We start from the raw sequence: 17013 nt of genomic DNA, 5'->3' as shown, positions 1-17013 counted from the left end.
ACCACTCCCGGGAAAAAGGAGCGCCGCGTGTCCGGAGTCATTCGGACAGATTGGTCATCAGGTCCTCCAGCGTGTCTTCCATGGGCACCGGGATCCAGTGCCCTTCCATGATGACGGCGGGATTGATTTTCCGGATGGTATCCGCCATTTTTGCGCACAGGTCCGCCCGTTTGATCCCGGTGAAGAAATCATGGCAGGTGGAATCGCCGACGAACAGCACCCTGTCGTTCTCCACATAGACCAGCGTGGAATCGTCCGTGTGGGGCGCCTCGGCCTGGACCACCTTCACCGTGCAGCCGCCCAGATCCAGTGTAAGCTCCCCATCGAAAACAATATCCGCCGTTCTTACGGTCACTTCGGTCCCTGCGGGATATTCCCTCCGGATGCTTTCGTGGATGGCCAGGAATTCCCCGGGTCCATTCTTTTCGATTTTTTCCTTCCACTCCGCCAGGTACCGGTTGGTCCGCTCGTTCGCGAGGGTCAAACCATGTACAGCGTGCATCCCGAAGGTATGGTCCCAGTGCCAGTGGGTCAGGACTGTCAGGTCCGGAAGCGGCAGGTTCTCTTTTTCCAGCAGCGCGTAAAACTCGCGTACATGCGCGGCCGAGTGGCCGGCGTCCACCGCCAGGCTCATGCGGCCGCCTTTCACATAGCAGAGGTTCGGGCGGTCCCGTCCCTCCTCATATGGCATAAACCATATATGTTCATTCAGTCGTTTCAGTTCCATTTTTCATTGCTCCTATTTCCTGTACTCCCGGGATTCTGCAGCGGGCCGGACCGACAGAAAGAATGCCGGCGGGTATGGCCGCCGGCGCTGCTTCATTTTGCCCTTCGGCTTCTGTTTATGGAACCATGGAGAAATCCTGGTAGCCAAAGTATTCCTGGTCAAGATAGAACGAAATGGTATAGGTGCCGGTGGGAATCGTGTCGTTGTTCTGCTGTTTGATATAGCGCCATACCTGGGTCAGGGGCATGTTGTCGTAATAGATGTACTCGTAGGAGGGCAGCATCTTCTCCTCCTGCACCATAAAGGTAAACATGTCGCCGTCCGGCTGCTGGATCGCCGCTCGGGCGGTGCCGGTGTAGGACTTCGACAGGCGCGGCAGCGTCGCTTTGATCGTCGCACCGAAGAAGTCGCTGCTGCCGGACAGGGTCTTTTCGATTTCCGCTACGGACAACTGGTTCACCGTGGAAGCGGAGCCGCCTTTTTTCTGCCGAAGGGTCACGGTCAGCCGGGCGGAGCTGTTTTCTCCGCCGAACAGCCGGGTTTCGCTGCTGGTTTCCTTCCGGGCCATATTGTAACTCTTATCCAGAACAATGATGGAGTACTTCTCTCCCGGGATCAGGTCAACAATCTCGATTTCCGTTCGTCGGACTTCCCGCTCCACCAGCTGGATGGAGAATAACCGGTCGCCCACCATATGCTGATACGCAACAATGTAAGGACCATTGCCGGAGGGATCCTCCCAGCGGACCAGCACGTTTCCGTTGCTCCTGGGCTCAATCGCCGTGATGCTGACGCCGTCAGCGGATACGGGAAAGGCAGCCAGGAGGAGGACAAGGAACAGTACAAAGGCAAAGATCTGTTTTTTCACATGGATCCCTCTCTTTCCGGTTCCGGATACGGTTTAATTGTCTGCGTTTTGTCTGGAAATAGTATACCAAGGGCACCCGGAGAAGGCAATAGCCCGTTTCCTGTCCCGGCCCGACGGTTACAGCTGCACCTTCCCCTTGCGGTACCGCCCGAAAAAGATGCCGTCATCGACATATTTGGCCGTCTCGGAAACCCACATGGGAAACTCGCCTTTCTCCAGGATGGTCTGCGCGTTCAGCATCCCGGTATGGAAGGAGATATGCCGGAACTGCCGGAGAATCAGCTCCATCCGCGTATACCGGCATCCTTCCGGCTTTTCCTTCAGGTCCTCATCCGTCAGCGAGTCCAGGTAGTCATAGGTCTTCTGCTCAATCCGGTCCAGGTAGTCCAGCAGTTCCCGGTCGGACAGCACCCGGCCGCAGGGCTTCTCCGGATCGTCCAGGCCTTCCGTGTGGAAGTCCGGCTCCGCGTAGTCGAAGGGGTTGATAAACCATTTGTCCGCGGAATGGAGCGCATGGTACACCCATTTCCAGCAAGGCGCCCCGTACAGGACCGCATCCCGGTCATAAGTCCGGATCGAAGTCCGGATGTTCAGGAAATTCGGTTTCACGGTCTCCTTAATGATCTCACACAGTTCGCGCATGGTGATTCTTCCCTTCTCCCGCCTGATAGGCAAAGGATACCATATCCGGCATCGTGCGGGCAAGTAAACAAAAGGATAAAACAGCCGGGTCCTGCCGGTCCGTTTTTGGAGCCTTTGGCTTCCTGCCTGTTGAATCCCGGCTCCATCTGTGACATAATAATATAAATAAGCACCGGACAGAGGTGATCCGATGGAAAACGATAAAGCCGAAAACAGCCGGGGTTATGAGGAACTGCTCGCGGAAAACCGGGAGCTTCGCCTTCAGCTGCAGCAAGCCCTGGAGGCCAGCGCCGCGAAGGAAACCTTCCTGGGCAATATGTCCCACGATATCCGCACGCCCATGAACGCGATCGTCGGCATGACCGCGCTGGCCAAGCGCTATATCGATGAGAAGAGCCGCGTGATGGACGCGCTGGACAAAATCGAAACGGCCAGCGGGCATCTGCTAAACCTGATCAACGATATGCTGGACATGTCCAGGATCAATTCCGGCCGGCTTAAGCTGACCAGCGAACCCTTTTCCCTCAGCGACCTGATTCATGATATCCTGATCATTATCCGGCCGCAGATGGAAAGCCGGAAGCATGATTTCCGCCTGCACCTGGGCCATATCGAGGCGGAAAGCTTCCTGGGCGACCCCCTGCGGATCCGCCAGATCCTGGTCAACATCCTTTCCAACGCCGCAAAGTATACCGAGGACGGCGGCCGTGTTGAATTTACCGTCTCAGAGGAAGCGGGACCGGAACGGTACCTGCTGGATTTTACCTGCCGGGACAACGGCATCGGTATGAGCAAAGAGTTCCTGGAACGGATTTTTGAGCCCTTTGAGCGGGTCAACAGCTCCACCATTTCCCGGATTGAAGGCACCGGCCTGGGAATGAGCATTGTCCGTCGGCTGGTGGATGCGATGGAAGGCGAAATCCGGATTGACAGCACCCCCGGGGAAGGCACTGAGGTGCGGATCCGCCTTCCGCTGAAGGTGGAGAAAATCCAGGCCGAAACCGGCGCGCTGCGCGGGAAACGGCTCCTGGTGGTGGAGCAGGATGAAAAGCGGCGGGAAATCTACGCCAAATACCTCGGGGAATTCAACCTGGAACATACCGTGGTTGCAGAGATGCCGGAGGCGCTTTCCGCGCTGACGGAGGCGGATTTCCGCCAGCAGCCCTATCACCTGGTGCTGATCGGCGGAATGAAGGAAGGCAGCGCCCGCATGCTGGACCTGGCCGCCTACCTGCATGAATCCTGGCCCGGCGTTACCCTGGTGCTGATCAGCGAGGATGACTGGCCGCGGATTGAATACCGGGCCAACCGGGCCGGCGTCCGGCATTTTATCCCGGTTCCGGTTTTCCGCAAAACGCTGGTGAACGGCCTGAACGCCGCGCTGGAGGGCGAAGCGGATGAAAGCTCGTCCGCCGGCAGCCCGAACCTGGAAGGAAAGCGGATCCTCCTGGTGGAGGACAATGCCATCAACCGGGAAATCGCCGTGGAAGTGCTGAAAATGACAAATGCCGCCGTGGATACGGCGGAAAACGGCCGGGAGGGCGCGGAGAAGTTCCTGTCTTCCCCGGAAGGAACCTACGATCTCATCCTGATGGATATCCAGATGCCGGTGCTGGACGGCTACGGCGCCGTCCGGATGATCCGCTCCTCCGCCCGGGCGGACGCGGCCGGGATCCCGATTTATGCCATGACGGCCAATACCTTCGCGGAGGATGTGGCCAAAGCCCGGGAAGCGGGAATGAACGGGCATATCGCAAAGCCGCTGGATATCGGAACCCTGATGCACGTCCTGCGGAAAGAGCTGAACTGACGCATCATCCGGGAGAAAGGAGGCGATCCGGTGGAAGCATACCAGGAGCAGTATATTGCCAATACGCGGGAAATCGCGGAGCTTTCCGATCTGTATCGGGTCAGCGCTCCTGGCTCCGCGGATACGGTCCCGGAATACCGGGAGGCGGAAGCCCGGATTGCGGAGCTGCGGCAGGATAATATCCGGCTGCTGAATGAATATCTTTTCCCGGCGCTGGATTCGCTTTTCGGCGCGTCCCGGGAGGTCACGGATGGGCTGCAGGAATTTGCCGGCAGGCTCATGGACTGGAAAACCAACCTGGACTGCGGCCTGTATGTGGTCATCCACAAAGCCCTGCTGAGCCTGCAGCGGGTCCGCCAGGACCGGGCGGGACTCCTGCGGGAGCTCTATCAGCTGGGCATGGGATATTATTATCTGCATATGTATGTCTCGGGCATGGATATCGATGAAGTCCGGACAATGAATTTCCGCAATGAAATGCTGTTTACGGAAGCGGCATCCTATCTTCGCTTCTTTGAGGAAATCGAAGATGAGGAAAGCCGCGGCTACATCATCCGTTCCATGGCCAATATCGCCCTGTGCACCAAGGACCGGAAAAGGAAGATTGCCATCGGCCGCCGGATCCTGGATATCGTCCGCGATCCGTATTACCGCGCCCTGGCCCCCGGTCTTCCGTGGGATGTGTTCCTCAGCCGGACGCACCAGCAGATGAGTTCCTGCCGGGTGGAGCTTTCCACGGGAAACCTGGACCGGGAGAAACTGGCCGCGGTCCTGGATTCCTGCTATGAAGTGTTCAAGGCCCAGCAGGGGCAGGAACGTCCCAGCGTCCGGTGGCTCTGGCCGCTGTATGAGATGGAATACAGCTGCGGATATGCCGATGCCGAAACGACGCTGGACCGGATGGAAAAGCTGATCACCCAGACGCCGGCCGGGACGTATGATATGTCCGGGCTCTATGCCGGCATCCGCCTTCCCCTTTATTACAGCCATATGCTGCGCGACAATCCCCGCCTGGCGGACGATCCGATCCGCCTCCGCTTTATGGCGTATGCCTCGGAAAGGATGCTGGAGACGATACTCACCTGTCCGCTGGAGAACCAGGACACCCACTTCTTCTACCTGGTCCGGGACACGGTGGCGGAATACCATGAGTTCCCGGGCTGTGTCACCTACCTGGACCTGAGCCGCCATCTGCTTCAGCGGTTCGCGGGTGCGCTTTACCGGCGCGGCCGGAAGGCCGGCCGGATCCTGCAGGTGCTCTGCGGAGCCATGCTGGAGCGGTTCCCGGACTGCTTTGATGAGCTTCCCTTCCTGCGGAACCTGGAAACCCCGGAGGAAAAGCGGAAAGTGCTCCTGGAATACGCTGAAGGCTGCGGCCTGTATTATGACTACGGGCTGCTGAAGATCAATATAACCCGGACGGAGCAGACGCGGAACCTCTTTGATGAGGAGCTGGAGATTTACCAGCTGCACTGCGTTTCCGGCTGGGAAGACCTGAAAAGCCGGCCGTCCACGCGCCGGTACGCGGACGTGGCGCTGGGACACCATGCCTGGTATAACGGTGCCGGCGGCTATCCGGCCTTCTATGAGCGGAACCGTTCGCCATACCGGCAGATGACGGACGCGGCCGCCCTGGCCGCGCGCCTGCTGGAAACCCCCGAAGCCCCGATGGCGGAGATCCTGCGGGAAATCAGTGCGGGGGACGGAAGCCGGTTCTCCCCGGTTGCGGCCGCCGTATGCCTGGAACCGGAAATCGCCGCAAAACTGGATGAAATCCTGAAGGGCGATGACCCGGAAGAGGCGCCTGCACTTTAAACCCCGCCAACCATTTGCACAAAAAAGCCGGCTGTTTTCACAGCCGGTTTTTGAATTCAGTGCGTGCCCGTTTCCCGGTTTCAGCAGCGGACCGGGAAGGTGAAGTAGGTGTCCGGCCAGGGTTCGCCGGCCAGGGTAAAGTGCCACCATTCCTCGTCCAGGGGAAGGAAGCCGTTGGAAACCATGATATCGCGGAGAAGCATCCGGTTGGCATACTGCTGTTCCGTGATTCCCCGGTAATCCGGATGGCTCACCTCCCCGAAAAAGTCGAAGGGGCTGCCCATGTCCAGTTCTTTCTGCATCCGCATATCGTACAGCGTCAGGTCCACGGTGCTGCCCCGGCTGTGGCCGGAGCGTTCCGCGATATACCCGCCGGGAATCAGGGTATCCTTGTCGATTCCCGGGTAGAAGTAGCGTTTCATGCGGACGTCGGAGGAGTCCCCGGCCCAGCGCATGAAATGGTCCACCGCTTTCTGCGGGCGGTACGCATCAAAGATCTTCAGCCGGTATCCCCGGGCGCGCGCGTCATCGCTGGCCCGCTTCAGGGCGGAGGCCGCTTCCGCGGTCAGCAGCGCGGCCGGCTGCTCATACCCGTCGATGCGCTCGCCGACAAAATTGAAGATGGAATAGTAGCGGATCTCCAGGATCACGTCCGGAATCATATCACTCACGGAGACAAATCCCCATACGTTGTTCGAAATCATTGCTCAGTTTCCTTTCTGCCGTCAGGCGCCGAGTATGGATCCGACCAGGATACCCAGCCAGGTGCCGATCACATACCCGAAGGTACCGACCAGCATACAGGGTCCGATCAGCTTCACCCATCCCTGGGATATCGCCATGCCCGCGGCCGTGGTCGGTCCGCCGATATTGGCGTTGGAAGCCAGGATGATTTCTTCCAGGTCAAACCGGAGCAGTTTCCCGCCCAGGAAGCAGAACAGCATGTTCACCAGCACGATGATCATGCAGAACAGCAGCAGGATCGGGGCGCTCCGGATCAGGATCCCGATGGATGCCGGCACGCCGATAGCGAAGAAGAACAGGTAGATCAGCCATGTGCCGATTTCCTGCGCCCCGCGCATATCGGCCGCCTGCTTTTCAAAGCAGGTGGACCAGATCAGCGAGAAGTTGGTAATCCATACGTACTGGCTGCCGAAGAAGGTGTTCAGCATCTTCAGGAACCAGTTGTCCGTCGGGATCAGGCTGGCAAAGAAACCGCCGACAAGTTTGGAAAGGAACACGACAATCACCGCGAAGGCCATATCCACAGCGATATCCTTCAGGGAGATTTCCTTCCGGGTCCAGTACTGCGCCGCCAGGGTTTCCCCCTCGCCGCTCTTCCCGTTCTCCTGCACGTCGTCAATGTGCGGATGGCTGTACCGTTTCCGGAACCACAGGCTGCCTGCGATGCCCATCAGCACCAGAAAATAGATGGCCATGTTCAGGTTGTCCGCCACCGTGGCCGATGCCTTCAGGGTCGGCTCCACGTGGAATGCGTCGGACAGTGCGGTAAAGTTCACACCGCCGCCGATGTAGGAACCGGTCATCATCGCGCCGACGCCGGGGAGTCCTTCCAGCGTGCCTCCCAGCAGCAGGGTAGCCAGGACCGCGCCGGCCACCGTTCCGGCAGCGCCGATCAGGAAGATGGCCAGGAAGCGTCCGGCTTCCCGGTGCATCTTCCGCAGGTTCGTCCGGATCAGCAGCAGCGGAATGGCCAGCGGCACCGCATAGCCCCATACGATATCGTCAAATACGGCCGCCTCGGCCGGAATCACATGCAGGTTCACCAGGGCGATCGCGATTACCAGCGTGATAATCGCACCGGACATTTTGGATGCCCACCGGTACTTCTGTTCCAGCCAGATGGCCAGGAAGGTGGATGCAAACAGGATCGCCAGCAATGCCCAGTGGTTGTCCGGTGCAATCAGGGATTGGACGGTTTCTGTCATGGAGTTCCCTCCGTGTTTTCAGCCGCCGGATTACGGCGGTTATTTCTTTTTCCCGATCTTTTCAAACAGCGGGAATGCTTTCGGGTAGATTCCGATGATCACAAAGATGATCACGGCGTAGCGTGCCGCGCGGACCAGGAAAGCGCCCATGGTTCCGCCGGCAAGGAATTCCTTGCTGAAAGGCAGCTTCAGCACCGTATTCAGCACAAAGTAGATCACGAACGCGCCGGCCACCCGCAGGATCATGGCCCATATGTTGCGGGTATCCATAAAATTCACGTACTTCGCTTCAAAGTGGATCGCGGCGATCAGGCCGATCATCAGGCCCAGGGAGGTGTAATAGTCCTCCGTCCGGACGAAGAAAATCCCGGGCAGCACCGAAGCCAGCAGGATCAGGTGCCGGATCCATTCATTCTTCACTTTCTTTTCCAGCAGCAGGACGATTCCGGCTCCGGCCAGTCCCAGCGCCCACCCGGCCAGGATGTCCGTCGGATAGTGCATTCCGGTGATGGCCCGGCTCACGCCCACCAGCAGAGTGATGAGAACGGCAATAATCCACATCCACTTTTTCTTCACTTCAGCTGCCAGGGGGATAAACAGCGCCATGGTCGACGCGCTGTGGGTGCTGGGGAAGGAATATCCCTGGGCGGCAATATCATCCATGGAAGCGCTGTTCCCGACGTCCGCCACACCCTGCACCCGATCCGGGTATTCCATATAGGGCCGGGGCCGCATCACCGCCGCCTTGATCATCGGCAGCCAGGTATTCACCGCCGTGATGATCAGCGCCAGGCGTTTTCCGCTTTCCTTTTTCCAGCAGAAAAGAACAATCAGCAGCACCAGCAGCAGGCCGAGCTCTCCGCCGATAAAGCTCAGGGCCGCCCCGACCGTGTTGTTCAGGCTTCCCAGGGCTTTCTGGATCCATTCAATCTGTCCGACTTCCCATTCCATCTTGTCTGTCTCCCCAGAAAATTACTTGGGGCGGCCCGTCCGCGCCGTGCGCATCTGCGGGGTGTTCCGCCCTGTTCCGGTAACAAGCCTAACATATGATGTCCATCAGATGTCCGTCATCCACAGGGCATTTTTCGCAATTCTTTCGTTTTTTGCAGTTTTTTCTGCCGAAAAAAACCGCAGGGCCGGTGTTTTTGGCTCTGCGGTATCATTTTTCTTCGTTTTTTATGGTCTTACGCTGGCGTCAATCACCCGGATTTCCGGGCTGCCTTCCGTCGGGCAGAGGCGGTATTCCCCAGCTGCTGCGGGCAGGATCACTGTCTCCGCGTAGTGGACGGCAAACGGCCGGAAGGCTCCGTCCGGGCTTTCGATGGTCATTTCCTTCCCTTCCACCAGGTTCAGGACGTGCACGCTGTCATTGCACGCACAGGTAACCGGCCGGCTCAGCGTATACCGGATGGTTTCCAGGAATTCCCGGGGATGAAGGCCCGTGCGTTCCGCCAGGATGCCGTCTTCCTGCCGGATCGTCTCAGTCCGGTTTACCAGCTCCCGCTTCACCCATTCCGTGTTCCGATCCCACTGGATATTGTTTTTCCCATGGTGGATGTGAATCGGGCGCGGCAGCCCGTCCAGGCCGACCCGTCCCCAGTCCCACAGCTTGAAAGTAAAGATATACGGCGTCGCGCTGATCTCCAGCACCACCGTGTCCGCCCCGGAGCAGTGGACTGTTCCGGCCGGAATCAGCAGGTGGTCGTGCTTTTTCACCGGAATGCGGTTCACGTATTTCCCGGCGTCAAACGCGGGGCCGCCCTTCTGCGCGGTCTCCAGGTCTTCCGTCATTTCCTCCGGGCATATCCCAGTTTTCACGCCCAGGTACACTGCCGGATCCTTTTCCTCATCCGCCTCCAGGATGTAGTAGCTTTCGTCCTGCGTATAGTGCATGCCGAACTGCTCCTGGATGTATTCCGTCAGCGGGTGCACCTGCAGGGAGAGGTTTCCGCCCTCCATCGTGTCCAGCAGGTCAAAGCGGATCGGGAATTCCGCGCCGAACCGCCCGTGCACCCGTTCCCCCAGCAGCTCGTGCGGATGGGTCAGCACCAGGTCGATGGCGGGGAACTCCAGCGTGATATCCCCGAAAGTCAGCCCCAGCCCGTTCTCTTCCGGCACACCGTCAAAGCCCCAGGCCAGGTTGGCCGCGTCCGTCGGGATCTCCAGCTGTTTCCGGATCCACTGGCCGCCCCATACCCCGGGATCGAAGTAGGGGCGGACGCGGAATGGCTGCACGGCCGCCTGGTCCAGCGCGTCCAGGTAGGCGGCCCCGGTTACCGCTTTCGGCTTTTCCGGGTCATTCGCGTCGATCATCAGGTCCACTTTGGGCAGCAGCTTCGTCTTCAGCCGGTCAGCCATCCGCCACAGCACAAAGTAGCCGTATTTGTATTTGGTCAGCAGCGGCGCGTCCCCGTTGTCCAGGCCCCAGTTGCCCTGGCCCTTCCGGTACCGCAGCTGGATTTCCCACCGCGTGATGTTGAAGTACAGCAGGACGTCCCCTTCCGCCGCCAGCGAAGCCCCGGTGCCGCACACCAGCGCCAGGCCGTCCCGGATTCCCGCGATCCGTTCCCGGGCTGCGGCGAGCTTCTCCTGATCGAAGCAGGCGTCCAGCGTCCGGTGGGTCATCAGGCCGAAAACCCGGTCATCCCCCTGGTCGCCGTATACCCGTTCAAACAGTTTTTCTCTCGGCAGCAGGAGCTCCCGGGTGTCGATCACCGTGGCGGGCGAAAGCTTTTCCAGCTCCCGGATCACGCCGTCCGGATCCACGCCCGGGTACAGTTCGCATACCGCCACACACCGGTCCCCGGTCATCTGCTTCCGGATCTCTGCCCGCACGGCTTCCCAGCCTTCCGCGGCGCAGGCGTCCCCCGCCACCCGGATGGATGGATATGGATCGTAGTTGTGAAAACTGCTGTATTTCATGCTTTGCCACCGCCGCCCCGCGTTTCCGGATTCTCCCGTCCGGATGCCAGCAGCCCCTCCAGGATATATTCCGTCGTATCGCTGATCACCAGGATTTCCATTTCCGGATACCGCCTCCGGATCTCACCGCCGAAATACTTCTCCGCCTTGGAAATCTGTCCGCCCAGCACCAGCCGGTCCGGCCGGAAGGAAGCGATAAACGGCTCCAGCGCCTCCGCAATGAGGCGGCCGAATGCCTCCCATACCGCGGCCGCCTGCCGGTTCTCCTGCGCGGCCAGTCCGGAAAGGTCCTTTCCGGAAGTCCCGGCCGGGAAGCCCGCCTCCGCGGTCAGCTTTGCCAGGCCGCGCACGGAAACCCAGTCGTCGATGATTCCCCCGCGGAAGGGAAACGGATAGATCCAGCCGTCGTCCGGGGCCCCTTTCCCCTTCTTCACCAGCCGGCCTTCTTCCAGGAACGCAGATCCCGTGCCCGTCCCGATGGCCAGGCAGATCGTCCGCCCGCCTGCGCAGGCAGGCTCCCGCGCCGCAGTTCCCAGCGCGAAGGAATCCACGTCATGCCGGAAGAAAAACCGCACGTCCGGCGCCAGCACGTCCTGGCCCGGAATGCCTTTCAGCGCTTCCTCCAGTGCAACGCCGTCAATCGCATCATATTTGTCCAGTCCCCGGATATGGCTGATGCCGTTCGGGTAGTCAAACGGTCCGGGGAATGCCATCCCGACGGTCCCCAGGCGGTACCCGCCGGCCTCCAGGATTTTCTTTTCCCGGCCGATCACGTCCAGCAGGTTCCCGAGGATCTCTTCCCGGTCCTCCCGCGCGTGCGAAGGCGCCGAATGGATTTCATCCAGGCGGTTTCCGTCCCCAGAAAACGCCGCGCTTTTGATTTCGGTTCCGCCCGCGTCCAGCAGTACATATCCGTTCATCGGGTTTCTTTCCTCCTGCCTTCCGTTCTTTGCCCGGGTTCACTCCCCGTCCTTCGGGGAACGGTTTTTCCGGATCCGGCGGCTCTTTTTCACCGGCTCCGGCGCCGTGTGGTAGGCCGCCTCATATTCCGCGATCATCCCTTCCTGCCCTTTCCGCCGCAGCTTGCGGAAGAGAAGCTTCCGGATGATGTCATAGATCACGGCAAACAGCGGCACGGCCACCAGCATGCCCACCAGGCTCCACAGGCCGCCGAAGAACAGGATGGCAAACGTAATCCAGAATCCGGATATCCCGGTCGTATTGCCGATAATCCGGGGGCCCAGCACATTTCCGTCAAACTGCTGCAGCACCAGGATGAAAATCACAAACATCAGGCAGTGCACCGGGTTTTCCAGCAGCAGGATCAGCGCGCAGGGAATTGCCCCGATAAACGGCCCGACAAAGGGAATGATGTTCGTCACGCCGACAATCACGCCGATCAGCGCCGGGGAGGAGAAGCCCATCAGCAGGCACCCCAGGAAGCAGAGCACGCCGACGATGGCGGAATCCAGCAGTTTCCCCAGCAGGAAGCCGTGGAAGATATGGTCGATAAAATGGACCTCCTCTTCCACCTTGGGCAGCCACCGTTCCGGGCAGACCCCCTGCAGCGTCAGCCGGCTCTGCGCCGCAAAGCGCTTGCGGGCCGCCAGCAGGTAGATGGTCACAATCAGTCCCAGCAGCGAATCCTTCACCGCCACGGCAAACCCGGTCACATAGGTGGCCGTGCCGGAAAGCACGGTGCCGACCACGGGCATCAGGCCGTTCTCCTGCCAGCTGGCGATGCCGCCGGAAACCTGGGTGAAGATCCGGTCCCACCAGGACCGGAGGTCCGGCTCGTTCGCCAGCCACTGGTCAATCTGCTGCCGTGCGCTGTTGATCTGGCCCGGCAGGGCGTTCACCACGCTCACCAGGCTCCGGATCACCTGCGGCACCAGGATCGCCGTCAGCAGGGTGATCACCGCGATCGTCAGGATCAGGGAAATCGCGATGGACAGGCCCTTGCAGAGCTTTTCCGCCCGGCCGCGGGTCCAACCCAGGAAAGCGCGGTCCAGCGCGTTGCAGGCCGGCGCCAGCAGGTAGGCCAGCGCCCCGCCGATGATGAACGGCCGCAGGATGGCCATCACCTTGTTGAACGCACCGCTCACCTGATCCATCCGGTCGATCAGGAACCAGCAGAGGATCCCCGCCGCGATCACCAGGAAGGCGGTCACCCCGGCTTTGAAATACACCTTATTCTCTTTCAGCCTCATTCAAAATTCCCCCTGCCCGGGCATCATGCCCGGCTTGCCCGCCGTCTTTTATGTTTCCTCAGCGGTCCACAATCCGCCGCCGGTTCATCCATCCGCCCTTCCGGTAATAGATCACCAGCGCGATGCTCGTAATCGTCCACGATACCGTGTAGGAAAGGCACAGCGACAGCAGTGTGCCGAAATATGAGAACACCGTCAGGATCCAGATTACCCGGAACAGGCATACGCCGATTCCGATGATCACCACCGGGTTAACCGCGTCCCCGGCGCCCCGCAGCACCGCGGATAGCACTTCCACCAGGACCCAGGTAAAGTAGAACGGCACGAAATAAGCCATGATCAGGTAGGTGGTCTCCACCACCGCCTCATCGGGCGTCAGCAGCCGCAGCGCCGGGATCGCGGTCAACATCAGCCCCGCGCTCACCACCACGGTGATCACCAGGTGCATAATCAGCCCCTGCTTCACGCACTGCCGCACCCGGTCCGTCCGCCCGGCTCCGTAGTTCTGCGCGATAAAGCTGGTGATTGCCGCGCCCATCGCGTTGCTGATCGCCCAGTAGAATCCGTCGGTCTTGCCGCTCATCGCCCAGGACGCTACCACCACGGTCCCCAGGGAGTTCACGCCCACCTGGATAATCATGTTGGAAACGCTGTACATGGAGGACTGCAGCCCCGCCGGGACCCCCAGCCGCAGCATGTTGGCCAGGTAAACGCCCTTGATCCCCAGCTCCCGGAAGGTCAGCCGGTATTCCTGTCCCTTCCGGTTCAGCTGCCGGGTCAGCAGGGCGGTATTCACCACCTGGGCTGCTACCGTGGCGATGGCCACCCCGGCGATTCCCCATCCGAACACGATCACGAACACCGCGTCCATCACGATGTTCAGCACGCAGCCCGCCACCATAAACAGGAACGGATGGAAGGAATCCCCCACCGCCCGCAGGATGCTGGATTCCATATTCAGCACCATCAGGAACGGCACGCCCAGGAAGTAAATCCGCAGGTACAACACGGCGCCTTCCAGCGTCTCCTCCGGCGTGTTCAGCAGCCGCAGCAGTGCCGGCGACGCGGCAAACCCCAGGACCATCAGGGCAATCCCGAACAGGCCCATCACCGTCACCGCGTTGCCGATGGCCTTATTCAGGTCTTCCCGCCGGCCGGCGCCGTAAATCTGCCCGATCACGACGGAAGCGCCGGCGGTCATCGCCACAAAGAAGCCCACCAGCACGTTGATGATCTGGGCGGAGCTTCCGCCGACGGAGGCCAGGGCGTTGGTGCCCACAAACCGTCCCACAATCAGACCGTCCACCGCGTTGTACAGTTGCTGGATGATCGTCCCCGCGGCGATCGGCAGGAAGAAAACCAGCAGCTTTTTCCATACGCTGCCTTCCGTCAGGTTGGTCTTTTCCCTTGCGCTCTTCATTTTTCAAACCACCGCCCGGAGAATTCCGCCACGGCTTCCGCCAGCTTCTTGATATCCCAGCCGGACGCGTTCACCGTCAGGTCGAATCCGCTTCCGTCCGTCGCGCTCTTCCCGGTCAGGATCTCCCGGATCTGCCGCCGTTCCCGGTCAATCCTCCGGATATTCCGCAGGATTTCCTTCTCCGTCAGGCGATCTTCCGGTTCCTTTTTCTCCTCATACCGGACGCACCGGGCCAGCCGGCTTTCGATATCCGCACACACGTAGATCCGGAAGGGGTTCACGTCGTGCAGGATCACGTCCGCGTCCCGCCCGACGATCACGCAGTCATTGCCCTCTTCCGCGATTTCGCGGATGATCTCCCGCTGCTTCACCAGTACCTCCGTGTTCCGCCAGCCCGCTCCCATCGGCTGCCGGAAGCTGTTCCGGTAAGTCAGCTGGTACTGGTGCCATCCGTGGCCGTTCAGCACCCGGTGCACATAGTCCGGGTCCAGCCCCTGCTGTTCCGACAGCATCTGGATGATCTCCCGGTCATAGTAGTCCCATCCCAGGATGTCCGAAAGCCGTTTTCCCAGCTCCCGTCCCCCGCTGCCGAACTGCCGGCTGATGGTAATAATCCTGGCAGCCACTGCCGCCGTCATCTCCTTCCCGTCTGTCCGCGATGCTTACACGTTCCGGGTCCGCACCGTCCGGATGTTCGGATGCTCGGAAAGCGTGGTGATCAGGTCCTGGTAATGGGTCTTCCCGCGCATGGACAGGGTGTACACGTTGGTGTACATGTTCTTCCCGTTCTCCCCGGTCTCCGCGTGGAAGTCCTGGTCCAGGATCTTGACCTCCATCTTCTCAAACGTCTCCCGGATATAGGCCAGCGTCTCATTGCGGTGCACAAACTGGATCTCCAGCCGCTTGTACGTGTTCACGTGCACGATCTGCTGCATCAGCTTCAGCACCACCATCACCACCAGGCAGGCCACCAGCGCCATGGTCGTAAACCCGGCGCCCACAGCCAGGCCGAGGCATGCCGCGCACCACAGGGAAGCCGCGGTGGTCAGGCCGGTAATCCGCCGGTCGGCGATGATGATCGTCCCGGCTCCCAGGAAACCGACGCCGGATACGATCTGTGCGGTCAGGCGTCCCACGCTCACGTTGATGTGCGGATCGCCCAGCGAAACCACATAGGCGATGGTCTGCTGCTCCACCAGGCCGATCAGTGCGGCTCCCAGGCACACCAGCACATGCGTCCGCATGCCGGCCGGCCGGTTTTTCGATTCCCGCTCCACGCCGATGATGGTTCCGAAGACCACCGCGGCCACAATCCGCAGCAGCATCTGCCAGAACGTCAGCGGCTGTCCGAAGCTTACCCAGTCAAGTACCATATCGCACCTCCTGTGAACAATCAGGTTTATGTTTCCGGCTTTCCGGCCGGTTGCTCAGCGTGTTTCCCTGCGGGCACCGTCCTGCTCCTTTTCGGTTTGATCCGCGGACAGGTCCGCCGTTTTTCCTTTTCCTTTCATCCGGGGATCCCGGGCAAAGCAGGGCACCTCAGCGCACGGTGCCTCATAGGCATACCGCTTCGCGCGGCCGCCGATGGCCTGGTACCAGTTTCCAGTCACCTCATTCACAATATGGAGGGCATCCTCCGTCTCCTCCATCTCAAACAGCAGGATGCGCTTGCGGCTGTGCTCGTTCGGGCAGTGGCACGCCATCATAAGCTGTCCGGAAAATGCGCGGAAGAGCATCCCGTGGCCGCCGTCCAGGGAATACAGCGGATCCTTCCGCTGCTTCCACGGTCCCCGGATTTCCCCGTTATCGCTCACCGCGTACGAAATGGCATAGCTGCCTTTCGGCGTAAAGCTGGACCAGAGCATCAGCAGCTTTCCGCCCGGCAGCCGGTGCAGGAACGGTCCGTCCGTCACACCGCCCGGTCCCGACCACGGGCCGTCGGAAGCCCGGAAGAGGATCACCGGCTCCCCAATGGCTTCCCCCAGGTCTTCGGACAGCGGCACCGCGCAGATCTGCCCGTCGTCCACCTGCAGCCATTCATGGCAGAACACCAGCCACGGTGCGCCTTTCCGGTCCACGTACAGCGTCCCGTCCAGGCAGTGCCAGCCCTCCGGCGTCAGCGGTTCCTGCCGCACCGGGCGGAACGGCCCCTTCGGGCTTTCCGATACCAGGCACTGGCAGCGGCGGTAGGTTCCCTCCGCCCGGAAGGAGCTGATCAGGTAATACTTTCCCCGCCACAGATGGCATTCCGGGGCCCAGTAGTCCCGGTCCGCCCAGAAATCCCCTTTTTCAAAGCATACCGCCGGGGCGGACCAGTGGATCAGGTCCGGGCTTTCCAGCACGTAAAAATACCCCGGGCCCGCCGGCACCTCCGGAAATCGTTTGGTGTCCGCAAACTGGACGTAGGTGTAATACCGCCCGCTTTTCGCGTCCGCAAGGATAAACGGATCGCTGATATGCACGTCCCGGATATGGTACGGATACTCCTTCACCACCGCCGGTTCATCATCGCACCGGAACATCGCGGCCCCCTCCTTTTCCGTCCGGAAATACATCCGCGCGGTTCTCCCGGATCCTTCCGGGAATCCCCGCGCCCTTTCACTATTCCCTCGTTTTTTCTGCCTGTCCATCATACCATGGAAAGCATCCT

15 protein-coding genes are annotated in these 17013 nt (G+C 60.4%); 2 read left to right on the top strand and 13 right to left on the bottom strand.

The window, feature by feature from the left end:
- Positions 1-37 precede the first annotated feature (37 nt).
- The 3 genes from JNO48_11195 to JNO48_11185 all read right to left on the bottom strand — a co-directional run bounded on the left by JNO48_11195 (position 38) and on the right by JNO48_11185 (position 2237).
- Complete coding sequence (locus JNO48_11195) at positions 38-727, bottom strand: MBL fold metallo-hydrolase (protein ID QTE67753.1); 690 nt, start codon at positions 725-727, stop codon at positions 38-40.
- A 115-nt stretch (positions 728-842) separates the two neighbouring features.
- Positions 843-1595: a fibronectin type III domain-containing protein gene (locus JNO48_11190; protein ID QTE67752.1), complete on the bottom strand. Its 753-nt coding sequence runs from the start codon at positions 1593-1595 to the stop codon at positions 843-845.
- Positions 1596-1712: 117 nt separating this feature from the next.
- Positions 1713-2237, bottom strand: coding sequence for a DinB family protein (locus JNO48_11185; protein ID QTE67751.1), 525 nt, complete (start codon positions 2235-2237; stop codon positions 1713-1715).
- A 190-nt stretch (positions 2238-2427) separates the two neighbouring features.
- Here JNO48_11185 and JNO48_11180 point away from each other — a divergent pair, with 190 nt between their 5' ends.
- Both JNO48_11180 and JNO48_11175 read left to right on the top strand, forming a co-directional pair.
- Positions 2428-4047, top strand: coding sequence for a response regulator (locus JNO48_11180; protein ID QTE67750.1), 1620 nt, complete (start codon positions 2428-2430; stop codon positions 4045-4047).
- A 30-nt stretch (positions 4048-4077) separates the two neighbouring features.
- Positions 4078-5862: a hypothetical protein gene (locus tag JNO48_11175; protein QTE67749.1), complete on the top strand. Its 1785-nt coding sequence runs from the start codon at positions 4078-4080 to the stop codon at positions 5860-5862.
- 80 nt (positions 5863-5942) lie between these two features.
- Here the strand turns inward: JNO48_11175 and JNO48_11170 are convergent, their stop codons facing one another.
- The 10 genes from JNO48_11170 to JNO48_11125 all read right to left on the bottom strand — a co-directional run bounded on the left by JNO48_11170 (position 5943) and on the right by JNO48_11125 (position 16885).
- Positions 5943-6566: a M15 family metallopeptidase gene (locus tag JNO48_11170; GenBank protein QTE67748.1), complete on the bottom strand. Its 624-nt coding sequence runs from the start codon at positions 6564-6566 to the stop codon at positions 5943-5945.
- A 21-nt stretch (positions 6567-6587) separates the two neighbouring features.
- Complete coding sequence (locus tag JNO48_11165) at positions 6588-7811, bottom strand: DUF819 family protein (protein QTE67747.1); 1224 nt, start codon at positions 7809-7811, stop codon at positions 6588-6590.
- Between the two features lie 39 nt (positions 7812-7850).
- Positions 7851-8762 carry a phosphatase PAP2 family protein gene (locus JNO48_11160; protein ID QTE67746.1) on the bottom strand — a complete coding sequence of 304 codons (912 nt, stop codon included), beginning with the start codon at positions 8760-8762 and terminating at the stop codon, positions 7851-7853.
- A gap of 225 nt (positions 8763-8987) precedes the next feature.
- Positions 8988-10733, bottom strand: coding sequence for a class I mannose-6-phosphate isomerase (locus tag JNO48_11155; GenBank protein ID QTE67745.1), 1746 nt, complete (start codon positions 10731-10733; stop codon positions 8988-8990).
- The gene (locus JNO48_11150; GenBank protein ID QTE67744.1) at positions 10730-11653 is read right to left on the bottom strand and encodes an ROK family protein; all 924 of its coding nucleotides are present in this window, start codon (positions 11651-11653) and stop codon (positions 10730-10732) included. Before JNO48_11150 ends, JNO48_11155 begins: the two co-directional genes overlap by 4 nt.
- Before the next feature lie 39 nt (positions 11654-11692).
- Positions 11693-12943 (bottom strand): AI-2E family transporter, encoded by a 1251-nt coding sequence (locus tag JNO48_11145; GenBank protein ID QTE67743.1) that lies wholly within the window; start codon positions 12941-12943, stop codon positions 11693-11695.
- Between the two features lie 58 nt (positions 12944-13001).
- Positions 13002-14363 carry an MATE family efflux transporter gene (locus tag JNO48_11140; GenBank protein ID QTE67742.1) on the bottom strand — a complete coding sequence of 454 codons (1362 nt, stop codon included), beginning with the start codon at positions 14361-14363 and terminating at the stop codon, positions 13002-13004.
- Complete coding sequence (locus JNO48_11135; GenBank protein ID QTE67741.1) at positions 14360-14989, bottom strand: cytidylate kinase-like family protein; 630 nt, start codon at positions 14987-14989, stop codon at positions 14360-14362. The genes JNO48_11140 and JNO48_11135 overlap by 4 nt, the downstream gene beginning before the upstream one ends.
- Before the next feature lie 36 nt (positions 14990-15025).
- Positions 15026-15736, bottom strand: coding sequence for an MgtC/SapB family protein (locus tag JNO48_11130; protein ID QTE67740.1), 711 nt, complete (start codon positions 15734-15736; stop codon positions 15026-15028).
- Positions 15737-15790: 54 nt separating this feature from the next.
- On the bottom strand, positions 15791-16885 hold the full coding sequence (locus JNO48_11125) for a family 43 glycosylhydrolase (protein ID QTE69754.1): 1095 nt from the start codon (positions 16883-16885) through the stop codon (positions 15791-15793).
- Positions 16886-17013 lie beyond the last annotated feature (128 nt).

The organism is Clostridiales bacterium (assembly GCA_017569285.1).
Classification (GTDB): domain Bacteria; phylum Bacillota; class Clostridia; order Christensenellales; family Aristaeellaceae; genus Aristaeella.
The sequence above is the reverse complement of the archived record's forward strand: the minus strand, read 5'-3'. Positions and strand labels throughout refer to the sequence as shown.